Origin of the sequence: Citreicoccus inhibens (assembly GCF_019039035.1) — a bacterium.
Taxonomy (GTDB): Bacteria; Myxococcota; Myxococcia; order Myxococcales; family Myxococcaceae; genus Citreicoccus; species Citreicoccus inhibens.
The window spans coordinates 36,488-46,420 of the sequence record NZ_JAHNZT010000048.1 but is presented as its reverse complement, the minus strand read 5'-3'; the positions used below and the strand labels follow the sequence as shown (position 1 = coordinate 46,420).

The 9,933-nt window shown below is 66.6% G+C and carries 11 protein-coding genes; 1 reads left to right on the top strand and 10 read right to left on the bottom strand.

The genetic code is table 11. The features are described 5' to 3' along the window. On the top strand, nt 1–939 hold a 939-nt coding region (locus KRR26_RS33085; RefSeq protein WP_236069430.1), incomplete at its 5' end, for a DUF481 domain-containing protein. Between the two features lie 82 nt (nt 940–1,021). Here the strand turns inward: KRR26_RS33085 and KRR26_RS33080 are convergent. From KRR26_RS33080 to nrfD, 10 genes are read right to left on the bottom strand one after another with little or no spacing between them, the layout of a single operon-like run. After that, a complete protein-coding gene (locus tag KRR26_RS33080) occupies nt 1,022–1,462 on the bottom strand; it encodes a cytochrome C oxidase subunit IV family protein (RefSeq protein WP_120203223.1) in 441 nt (146 codons plus the stop codon). Nucleotides 1,463–1,471: 9 nt separating this feature from the next. Beyond that, nucleotides 1,472–2,131 carry a cytochrome c oxidase subunit 3 family protein gene (locus KRR26_RS33075; protein WP_120203222.1) on the bottom strand — a complete coding sequence of 220 codons (660 nt, stop codon included), beginning with the start codon at nt 2,129–2,131 and terminating at the stop codon, nt 1,472–1,474. Then, a complete protein-coding gene (locus KRR26_RS33070; RefSeq protein WP_120203220.1) occupies nt 2,121–3,797 on the bottom strand; it encodes a cytochrome c oxidase subunit I in 1,677 nt (558 codons plus the stop codon). Before KRR26_RS33070 ends, KRR26_RS33075 begins: the two co-directional genes overlap by 11 nt. Continuing rightward, nucleotides 3,781–4,827 carry a cytochrome c oxidase subunit II gene (gene coxB / locus KRR26_RS33065; protein ID WP_120203219.1) on the bottom strand — a complete coding sequence of 349 codons (1,047 nt, stop codon included), beginning with the start codon at nt 4,825–4,827 and terminating at the stop codon, nt 3,781–3,783. The genes KRR26_RS33070 and coxB overlap by 17 nt, the downstream gene beginning before the upstream one ends. Then, nucleotides 4,824–5,708: an SCO family protein gene (locus KRR26_RS33060; protein WP_120203217.1), complete on the bottom strand. Its 885-nt coding sequence runs from the start codon at nt 5,706–5,708 to the stop codon at nt 4,824–4,826. The genes coxB and KRR26_RS33060 overlap by 4 nt, the downstream gene beginning before the upstream one ends. Before the next feature lie 33 nt (nt 5,709–5,741). Next, complete coding sequence (locus tag KRR26_RS33055; RefSeq protein WP_120203215.1) at nt 5,742–6,203, bottom strand: hypothetical protein; 462 nt, start codon at nt 6,201–6,203, stop codon at nt 5,742–5,744. Continuing rightward, the gene (locus tag KRR26_RS33050) at nt 6,200–7,423 is read right to left on the bottom strand and encodes a hypothetical protein (RefSeq protein WP_120203214.1); all 1,224 of its coding nucleotides are present in this window, start codon (nt 7,421–7,423) and stop codon (nt 6,200–6,202) included. Before KRR26_RS33050 ends, KRR26_RS33055 begins: the two co-directional genes overlap by 4 nt. After that, nucleotides 7,420–7,980, bottom strand: a complete 561-nt coding sequence (locus KRR26_RS33045; RefSeq protein ID WP_120203212.1) for a c-type cytochrome — start codon at nt 7,978–7,980, stop codon at nt 7,420–7,422. Before KRR26_RS33045 ends, KRR26_RS33050 begins: the two co-directional genes overlap by 4 nt. Further along, nucleotides 7,977–8,522: a DUF3341 domain-containing protein gene (locus tag KRR26_RS33040; RefSeq protein ID WP_120203210.1), complete on the bottom strand. Its 546-nt coding sequence runs from the start codon at nt 8,520–8,522 to the stop codon at nt 7,977–7,979. The genes KRR26_RS33045 and KRR26_RS33040 overlap by 4 nt, the downstream gene beginning before the upstream one ends. 4 nt (nt 8,523–8,526) lie before the next feature. Further along, nucleotides 8,527–9,933: an NrfD/PsrC family molybdoenzyme membrane anchor subunit gene (gene nrfD / locus KRR26_RS33035; RefSeq protein ID WP_120203209.1), complete on the bottom strand. Its 1,407-nt coding sequence runs from the start codon at nt 9,931–9,933 to the stop codon at nt 8,527–8,529.

The following is a 9,933-nucleotide window of genomic DNA, read 5'->3' as shown; positions in this document are numbered from 1 at the left end:
GCCCCCGCGACGGCCCCGAGCGCGGATGCCTCGGCCGCCGAGCGCGCCGCGGTCGCCGCCGAGCGCGCCGCCGCCGCCGCCGAGCGTTCCGCCGAGGCCAGCGCGCGTCTGGCCGAGGCCATGGAGCGCCTCGCCGAGGCCGCCGCCAGGAACCCGGGCAGCGCCACCCCGCCTCCTCCGGTGGAGACGGCCAAGGCGAATGAGGTGACGTCGCCCAAGTCGGGGCAGTGGGATGTGTCCATCGGCCTGGGTCTCATCTCGCTGACGGGCAACGCGTCCACGCTGACGTTCAGCGGACTGGCCAGCGCGCAGCGCAAGACGGAGCACTGGATCTACTCGCTCAAGAGCTACGGCGCCTACGGCCGCAGCCGTCCGCCCGAGGTGCAGGGCGGAGAGGTGGCCGAGTCCCAGGTGGTGGCGCTCAACGCCGGCTTGGAGCTGCGCGGTGACCGGCGCTTCACCCAGCTCTTGAGCGGCTACCTGCTGGCCGGCGCGGACACGGACCACGTGAAGAGCGTGGAGTCGCGTCCCTTCGGCGAGGGCGGAGGCAGCATCCTCTGGTGGGACGGGAAGACGGCGGACGGGCGTGACTCCACGCTGCGCACCGATATCGCCTTCCGCTACGCGCGCGAGACGCGCTTCCAGTACTACCCCACGCGGATGGACCTGCCGGACGTGGACCTGGGCGGCCCGCGCTTCGGCGCCCTGCTGCGCTACGGCTTGTCGCAGGACATCATCTTCCAGGAGGACGTGGAGGTCCTGCTGAGCGTCATCGGCGACTCGCGCGTCCTGCTCAGCAGCCAGACGCAGCTCAACGCCAAGCTCACCCAGTCCCTCTCGCTGGGCGTGGGCTTCCTCGTGAAGAGCGACAGCGAGCCGCCCGCGGGCAAGGTGTCCACGGACACGGCCCTGTCGTTCAACCTCTCCGTCGCGCTGTAGGCCGGACGCGGTAGGCCCCAAATGAAGCGCGGCGCCGGGGAAACCCAGGCGCCGCGCGGGGACTGCGAAGAGAAGGCGAGTCCTACTCGTGCTTCTCGTGGTCCTGCTTCTCGTGGGTGTTGCCCCCGAAGCGACCCTCGGCCTTGTTGGCGCCGATGTCCACGGCCTGCAGGTCGCTGTACTGAGAGCCCGGCGGGTTCGCCAGCCGGAACCGGGTGCCGAAGTCCATCAGCACGAAGCTGATGAGCAGCACCACGAAGAAGATGGACACGCCAAACACCAGGCGGTTGGCGCCCCGGTGCTCGGACAGGTGCATGAAGTACAGCGCCACCAGCGTGCCCTTCACGCTGGCGATGACGAGCGCCAACAACAGGCCGAAGCTGGGCAGGTGCATGCGGCCCGTGAGGACCGTGACCACCGTCAGCACGGACAGGATGAGCCAGATGGCGACGTAACGGCCGGCGCCATGGTGCTCCTGCATGTTGTGCTCTTCCTGACGCGATTCGTTGGCAACGGAAGCCATGGTCGACCCTTAGACGAGGTACAGCATCGGGAAGAGGAAGATCCACACCAGGTCGACGAGGTGCCAGTACATGGAGCCCAGCTCGACCGCGGTGTAGTTGTTCGGACCGAAGTCACCCTTGCGGTAGGCGCGGACCATGATGATGGCCAGCACCGTCATGCCAATGATGACGTGGAAGGCGTGCAGGGCGGTGGACGCGAAGTACACCGTGAAGAACATCGGCGCGCCCGGCACCTGGATGCCGTCGTAGAAGTAGTACCGGCCCGGCAGCGTCCCGATGTGGAACTTGTGCTTGTACTCGAAGTACTTGATGACGAGGAACGCGCCCGCCATCAGCAGCGTGAGGAAGAACATGTGCCCCACCAGCTTGTTCTTCCCCTCCTTCGCGTAGTGCACCGCCATGGCGGCGGTGAACGAGGAGGTGATGAGCACGATGGTGTTGATGCTGCCCATCAGCAGGTCCAGGCTCCGGCTGCTGGCCGCCCACGCTTCCGGGAACAGGAAGCGGTAGGCCGCGTAGCAGGCGAACAGGCCGGCGAAGAGCAGGATTTCCGTGGCCAGGAACAGCCACATGCCCAGGCGCGCCGCGTGCTTCTGCACATCCAGCGACGCGAAGTGCGCCGCCAGCTTGGCGCCGCCCGGGGCGGAGGCGGAGTGACTAGACTGCATCGGAGACCTCGGCCTTCTTCGGATCCACGTAGAAGTGGGGCTCTTCCGGGTACGTAGGCTGCGGGCCCACGAAGTTGTGGGTCGGCGGCGGCGACGCCGTCAGCCACTCATAGCCCTTGCTGCCCCACGGGTTGTCCACGCGCTTCCCATAAATCAGGGCCCACGTCAGGTACAGGGCGATGATGACGAAGCCGAACGCCAGCAGGGACGCGCCCGCGGTGGAGGCCACGTTCAGGGCCTGGAACCGCTCCGGGTACTCATAGTACCGGCGCGGCATGCCCGCGTTGCCCAGGAGGAACTGCGGGATGAAGGTCGCGTTGAAGCCCAGGATGATGAGCGCCGCGGACACCAGGCCCCAGCCCTCGTGGTACGTCTTCCCGAACATCTTGGGGAACCAGTAGTGGAGGGCCGCCAGGAACGCCATGATGGTCGCGCCCACCATGATGAAGTGGAAGTGCGCCACCACGAAGTAGGTGTCGTGCCACGCCACGTCCAGGGACACCGTCGCCACCGCGATGCCCGTCATGCCACCGAACACGGTGAAGAACAGGAAGCCGCAGAAGTAGGCGAACGGCGTGGTGAACTCCACCGCGCCCTTGTAGACGGTGCCCACCCAGTTGAAGACCTTGATGGCGGTGAACACACCGACCAGCATGCTGAGCGCGCCGAAGATGCCCGCGTCGAAGGTCGACTGACCGGACACGAACATGTGGTGGCCCCAGGCGAAGAAGCCCACGAACGCGATGCCCACGCTGGAGTACGCCACCGCGCGGTAGCCGAAGATGTTCTTGCGGCTGAAGGTGCTGACCACCTCGCTCATCACGCCGAACGCCGGCAGCACCATGATGTACACGGCCGGGTGGCTGTAGAACCAGAACAGGTGCTGGAAGAGGACCGGGTCACCGCCGCGGGCCACGTCGAACATGCCCAGGTTGAACAGGTTCTCCGCCGACACGAGCAGCAGCAACAGGCCAATCACCGGCGTGGCGAGCACCTGGATGCAGCTCGTGGCGTAGAGCGCCCACACGAACAGCGGCATCTTGAACCACGTGATGCCCGGCGCGCGCATGGTGTGCGCCGTCACGATGAAGTTCATGCCGGTGAGGATGGAGCTGAACCCGATGATGAACGCGCCGAAGAGCACCGGCGCCACCGTCGTCGTCGTGTGCGCGCTGTACGGCGTGTAGAACGTCCAGCCGGTGTCCAGGCCGCCGTTGAGCATGCCCCAGAGCGCGAAGCCCGCGCCCGCCAGGTACACGTACAGGGACAGCAGGTTCAGCCGGGGGAAGGCCACGTCCTTGGCGCCCAGCATCAGCGGCAGCATGAAGTTGCCGAAGATGGCCGGGATGGCGGGGATCATGAACAGGAAGATCATGACCACGCCATGCAGCGTGAACGTCCGGTTGTACGTCATCGCGTCCATGATGGTCGGACCCGGAGTCAACAGCTCCAGACGAATCATCAGCGCGAAGATGCCGCCCACGAGGAAGAAGAGCAGCACCCAGAACATGTACATGATGCCGATGCGCTTGTGGTCCACGGTGAGCAGCCACGACTTCACCGTGGTGCCGTCGACCAGATAGCTCGGGTGGTCCCCGTGCTCGTCGTGGTGCGCCTCGTGGCCGGGAGCAGCCCCCGGCGCGGCGATGCTACTGGATGGGGTCATAAGCGGGTCCCTCGGAGGCGCCCTCGCGAACGTTCGCGGTGCGCAGCGACTTGATGTACTCGACGATGGCGGCCGACTCGGGGCCCTGCAGCTTGCCCTGATAGGTCGGCATCACATTCTGGTAGCCGGCGACGATGTGCGCGCCCGGGTCCATCATGGACTGGGTGATGTAGGCCTCGTCCACGCGGATGTTCTGACCGTCCTGGAGGTGCTCCATGCGGTCATACATGCCGAGGAACGTGGGCCCGATGTGCTGCGAGCCGTCCACGGAGTGGCACTTGAGGCAGCCCTGCGTGCCGGCCAGCTTCTGGCCCTGCTCCGCCATGCGCGCGGTGCCCGGCACCAGCGAGTTGTCCGCGAGTGCGTCCTGACGGTCCTGGAGCCGCCCGCGGCGCTGCTCCTTGATCCAGGTGTCGTAATCCTCGGGGGCCATGACCACGACCTCCGCGAGCATCTTCGAGTGCGACAGGCCGCAGTACTCGGTGCACAGCACCTGGTACGTGCCCGGCTTCGTCGCCTCGAACCAGGCCTGCGTGTAGCGGCCCGGCAGTGCGTCCATCTTGATGCGGAAGGACGGCACGAAGAAGGAGTGGATGACGTCGCGCGAGGTGATGAGCAGACGCACCGGGCGGTTGGCCGGCACGTGCAGCACGTTCACGCCGTTGGGGCCCTCCGGATAGGAGAACTTCCACATCCACTGCTTGCCCATGACGTAGACGTCCATCGAGTCCTTGGGCGGCGTGGTGAACCACGTGAAGTCCCGGAACCCGATGGCGAACCACGCCAGGAAGAACACCAGCGGAACCGAGACGAAGAGGAACTCCGTCTTCAGGTTCGGGACGACGTACTCCGTCGTCTGGTTCTCTACCCGCCGGCGGTAGCGGAAGAACATGAACAGCGCCGCCAGGCCGACGCCCGCGGACGCAACCATCGTCGTGCCGACGACGAAGTAGTGCAGGAAGTCGATCCGGTCCGCGAACGTGGACGCGCGCTCCGGGAGGAACAACAGTTTGTTGGCCAGGTCGCTCATGTAGTCGCGCCTTTCTTCAGCTCGCGCCTCCAGAAATAGATCAGCATCGTGGCCAGGGCGCCAAACACGGCGAGGGCGCCCAGGCGGATGAACCCGAAGATGTAGAAACCGTACCGCCGCGTGGCGGTGTCATACTTGAAGCAGGACAGGACGATGCGATCGAAGCTCGTTCCTACCCTTCCGCCGGCCGCCTCCAGCAACGCGAACTTCACGTCCTTGGCCGGAAACGTCGTGCCGTAGAGGTAGCGGGAGATGCTCCCCTCCGGCGTGAGCACCATCACCACCGCGGGGTGGGCGTACTGCTTCGTGCTCGCGTCATACACGTACTTGAAGCCCACTGCATCGGCGACCTTGCGGATGTTCTCCTCGGTGCCGGTGAGGAACCGCCAGGGCGCTGTCTCCGGCTTGCCCATGCCCTGCAGGTACTTCCGGCGGCGCTCGCTGCTCAGCTCCGGGGTGTCCTGCGGGTCGATGCTCAGCGTCACCGCCTCGTAGTCCTTGCCCAGCTCCAGGCCCAGCTCGCGCATGACGCTGACCTGCCCGTTGATGACCAGGTTACAGAGCATGGGGCAGGAGTAGTACACCAGCGTGAGCACCGTGGGGCGCGTCTTCGGCATCACATCGCCCAGCCGCACCTCCTGGCCCTGCTCGTCGGTGAACCGCGTCTCCAGGGGGATGGGCTCCCCCAGGTGCTCCTCCACGTCCACGCCCCGCACGGGAAGAGGGGCATCCGAGTCCGCCTCCACGATGGCGCGCGGCGTCTTGCCGCCGCCCGGCATCGCGGACGCGGGCGTGGCCTGGGCCAGCACCAGCGCCGCCGCCGCGAGGAACCCCAGGGCACGGAGGGTGCGCGGGGTGGTGTGCACGTAGAGGGACCGCATCGGAGGACGGCTCGGGTAAGGGGGGAAAGAGGACTACTTCTTGGGGGCCGGCGCGGGGGGCGTCGGCGTGGCCGGAGTGGGCGGGGTGGGCGCGGGCTCGGGGGCGCGCTTCTGGTCCGCGATGACGCGGTCGTACACCTGCTCGATGCCCGGGTGGGCCGCCACGCCCGGCTGGTCACCCCAGCCGTTGCGCAGCGCCTGGTGCTGGCCGCTCAGCTTGTCCGTCGCGTGCCAGTCCTGGTCGAACAGGCGCTGGTTGACGATGCCCACCTCGTACTGACCCACCGCCGCGGGACGCGGAGGAGGACCGTCCGGCTGGGCCTCGTTCATGGTGGCGACCTGGATGCGCCAGGCCCACACGCCGCCCACGATGAAGACGACGATGGCGCCCACGCCGATGCCAACGACCTTCGGCATGTCGATGTGGTCTTCCTCAGCCGCCACGCCATGCGCGCCCACGATGATGCGCGACTCCTCCTTGACTGGCTTGCTCATGGCTGCACGTACCTCATCGACTCGGTGATGTAGGGGTCCTTCACCGGGAGCGTGAACTTGTTGCGGGCCAGCATCAGCGCGAAGCCCACCGCGATTCCGCCCACCCCCACGAACGCGACCGGCAGCGTCCAGTGGAACGACGGACCCGCCTTGCCCGTCATGGCCGGCCACACGAGCCAGTACAGGTCCAGCCAGTGCATCAGCAGCAGGTAGAGGGCGACGACCATCAGCTTGCGCGGCTGCAGCTTCAGGTTGCGCGACAGCAGGGTGAAGAAGGGCAGCACGAAGTGCAGGAGCACCAGCGCGATGGACAGCGGGCGCCACGCGCCGAAGATGCGGATGCCGTACCAGGGCGCCTCTTCCGGCAGGTTGGCGATCCACACCAGCAGGAACTGGGAGAACCCGATGTAGGCCCAGAACGCCGTGAAGGCGAACATCAGCTTGCCCAGGTTGTGGTAGTGCGCCGTCGTCACCACGCTGCCGTACAGGTCCTTGCCCTGCGCCAGGACGGTGACCACCGTCAGCAGGCAGAAGGCCGCGAGAAAGCTGCCCGCGAAGTAATAGGCCCCGTAGATGGTCGACTGCCAGAGCGGCGTGAGGCTCATCAGCCAGTCGAAAGCAGCAAACGTAATGGTGAGGGCAAGGAAGGGCAGCGCGCCCGGAGCGAACTTGCGCTGCTTGACGGTGAGCTCCAGCTCGCCCGTCTCATCCTGCTTCATGCTCCACGAGCGCAGCCGCCAGGACACCAGCGTCCACACCGTGAAGTAGATGGCCTGACGGACCCAGAAGAAGGTCGGGAACAGGTACCCGTGCTGCTTGTGGCCCAGGTGGACCTTCTCGATGCCCTCGATGTGGGCGGCCAGCGGGGACTCCGGCCACCACGAGTAGAGCTGCTTGAGGCCCAGCACCACGCCCACGAAGAGGACGATGAACACGGGCACCGTGGCGCCCATGGTCTCCATGGTGCGGCGCAGCACGATGGGCCACTTGGCCTTCGCGGTGTGGAAGATGGCCAGCATGATGGTGCTGGCCACGCTGATGCCCACCCAGTAGGCGAAGGCGATGAGGTAGCTGTGCGCGGCGGCGCTCGCGTCGCCGACGAAGAAGCCCGCCAGCGCGGCGATGAGGCACACGGCCCCCACACCGAAGGCCAGGCCCATCTTGGAGCTGCCGGCGAACCGCCCCATGGGCTCAGTGGCAGTGGAAGTCGCGGAACTCATCGGTTCTCCTGAGGGACGGGCTGCTGGCCCTGGGGGCTGCGGGCGGCCTGGAGCGCTCGCACGTAGGCGACCACGGCCCAGCGCTCCCGCGTGTCCAGCTCGCCCGAGAAGGACGGCATCACGCCGTAGCCCTCGTTGATGGCGGTGTAGAAGTGGCCCGCGGGCTTGTTCGCCAGCTCCAGCAGGGACGGAGGCAGGCGCATGCCCATGTTCTCCGCGACGATGCTGTTGCCGTCGCCGAGCACGCCGTGACACTGCGCGCAGACGATGTTGTACTTCTTCTGACCCAGGGCGATGAGCGGCTTGTCCACCGGCATGGGGATGGTCGCCACCGGCTGGCCATTGGCGCGGCCGGTGCTGATGCCGGGGTTGCCGACCGGGCGCTCACGCGGGATGGAACCCGCGGGAGGCACGCGCATGGAGCGGCCGTCCGGCCAGAACTCGGACGCCTCGTAGTTCTCGTACTTCGCCTGGACCTCCATGCGCTGGAGGAACTCGGAGCTGACCTCGCAGCCCGTGAGCGCGGCGAGTCCGGCGGCGGGGATGAGCCACCTCATTCCTTCTCTCCCGTGACGATGGTCACCTGGGTGGCGCCCAGGGCCTTGAGCTGGTTCATGGTCTCGGAGCTGTCCGTCCCGGCCGCGAACGGCACGCCCAGCCAGTAGCCGTGGGTGGAGGCGCTGCGGAACGCCTCCGACTCGAAGGCCACGTGGTAGGGCTGCGGCAGGCGGCTGAGGCCGAGCAGACCGAAGAAGATGCCGAACGCGGCGAACAGCACGCTCAGCTCGAACGTGATGGGAATCCACGCGGGAAGGCTGAGCAGCGGACGACCGCCGATGTTGAGCGGATAGTCGATGGTGTTCATCCACGTCTGCATGGCCAGGGCGGTGCACATGCCCGTGAGACCACCGCCCAACGCGATGAAGGGGACGCGCGACGGGGGCAGACCCAGCGCCTCCGACCCGCCATGGAGCGGGTACGGAGAGTAGGTGTCCATGCCCTGGTAGCCCTTCTCGCGCATCTGGTTGGTGGCATCCACCAGGATGTCTGGCGTGGCGAACTCGGCCAGCACCCAGGAATCGAGGACCTTGGCTTCCATGACGCTAGTGGGCTCCGTGGGAGTGGGCGTTGTGCTCGGCGTGCTTCAGCTCCAGCTGCAGCTCCTTCACTTCGCTCACCGCGACGGCGGGGACGAACTTGAGGAACAGCAGGAACAGGGTGCCGAACAGGCCCAGCGTGCCGATGTAGATGCTCCAGTCCACCCAGGTGGGCTTGTAGATGTCCCACGAGGAGGGCAGGAAGTCCTGGCTGAGCGACGTCACGATGATGATGAAGCGCTCACACCACATGCCGATGTTCACCAGGATGGAGGCCACCCACATGATGGGGATGCTGGTGCGGCACTTCTTGAACCAGAAGATGTTCGGCGTGACGACGTTGCACGTGATCATCAGCCAGTACACGCCGGCGTAGGGGCCCGTGGCGCGGTTCACGTAGAACGTCCAGAACTCGTACTCGTTCTGGGAGTACCAGGCGATGAAGTGCTCCATCAGGTACCCGTAGGACACGAGCAGGCCGGTCGCGAGGATGACCTTGTTCATGTTCTCCAGGTGGCGGTCCGTGATGACGTCCCGCAGACCCAGGTACTTGCGCGCCGGGACGATGAGCGTGATGACCATCGCGAAGCCGCTGAATACGGCGCCGGCCACGAAGTAGGGCGGGAAGATGGTCGCGTGCCAACCCGGAATCTGGGACGTGGCGAAGTCGAAGGAAACGATGGTGTGCACGGACACCACGAGCGGCGTGGAGAGGCCCGCGAGCAGCAGGTACGCCGTCTTGTAGTTGTGCCAGTGCCGGCCGGAGCCGCGCCACCCGAGGCTGAACGCGCCGTAGATGATGCGCTGCAGCTTGCCCTTGGACGAGTCACGCAGGGCGGCCAGGTCCGGGATGAGGCCCACGTACCAGAACAGCGCGGACACCGTGAGGTACGTGGAGATGGCGAACACGTCCCACACGAGCGGCGAGCGGAACTGCGGCCACGCGCCCAGGGTGCTGGGGTACGGGAACAGCCAGAAGGCGAACCAGGGACGGCCCGTGTGCAAGAGCGGGAACAGACCCGCGCACATGACCGCGAAGAGCGTCATCGCCTCGGCGAAGCGGTTGATGCTCGTGCGCCACTTCTGCTGGAAGAGCAGGAGGATGGCGGAGATGAGCGTTCCGGCGTGGCCGATACCGACCCACCAGACGAAGTTGATGATGTCGAACGCCCAGCCCACCGGCTGGTTGTTGCCCCACACGCCGATGCCGCGCGCCAGGGTATAGGTGACGCCCAGGACGAGCAGTCCCAGGGCGGCGGAGGTCATGCCGAAGAGCATGAACCAGCCCTTGCCGGGCTTGCGCCAGACATGGTCCAGCAGCGTCTCATTCAGCGACTTGTCGTCGTGGTGCGGTGCGACGAGGCGCCGGGGCTCGAGGGGATCGAGCGCGGCGGCGTGAGCAGTCTCGGCCAT

What these genes read in the sequence shown, in the direction of transcription:
- KRR26_RS33080 (WP_120203223.1), bottom strand. Translation starts at nt 1,462, where the DNA reads ATGGCTTCCGTTGCCAACGAATCGCGTCAGGAAGAGCACAACATGCAG.
- KRR26_RS33075 (WP_120203222.1), bottom strand. Translation starts at nt 2,131, where the DNA reads ATGCAGTCTAGTCACTCCGCCTCCGCCCCGGGCGGCGCCAAGCTGGCG.
- KRR26_RS33070 (WP_120203220.1), bottom strand. Translation starts at nt 3,797, where the DNA reads ATGACCCCATCCAGTAGCATCGCCGCGCCGGGGGCTGCTCCCGGCCAC.
- coxB (WP_120203219.1), bottom strand. Translation starts at nt 4,827, where the DNA reads ATGAGCGACCTGGCCAACAAACTGTTGTTCCTCCCGGAGCGCGCGTCC.
- KRR26_RS33060 (WP_120203217.1), bottom strand. Translation starts at nt 5,708, where the DNA reads ATGCGGTCCCTCTACGTGCACACCACCCCGCGCACCCTCCGTGCCCTG.
- KRR26_RS33055 (WP_120203215.1), bottom strand. Translation starts at nt 6,203, where the DNA reads ATGAGCAAGCCAGTCAAGGAGGAGTCGCGCATCATCGTGGGCGCGCAT.
- KRR26_RS33050 (WP_120203214.1), bottom strand. Translation starts at nt 7,423, where the DNA reads ATGAGTTCCGCGACTTCCACTGCCACTGAGCCCATGGGGCGGTTCGCC.
- KRR26_RS33045 (WP_120203212.1), bottom strand. Translation starts at nt 7,980, where the DNA reads ATGAGGTGGCTCATCCCCGCCGCCGGACTCGCCGCGCTCACGGGCTGC.
- KRR26_RS33040 (WP_120203210.1), bottom strand. Translation starts at nt 8,522, where the DNA reads ATGGAAGCCAAGGTCCTCGATTCCTGGGTGCTGGCCGAGTTCGCCACG.
- nrfD (WP_120203209.1), bottom strand. Translation starts at nt 9,933, where the DNA reads ATGGCCGAGACTGCTCACGCCGCCGCGCTCGATCCCCTCGAGCCCCGG.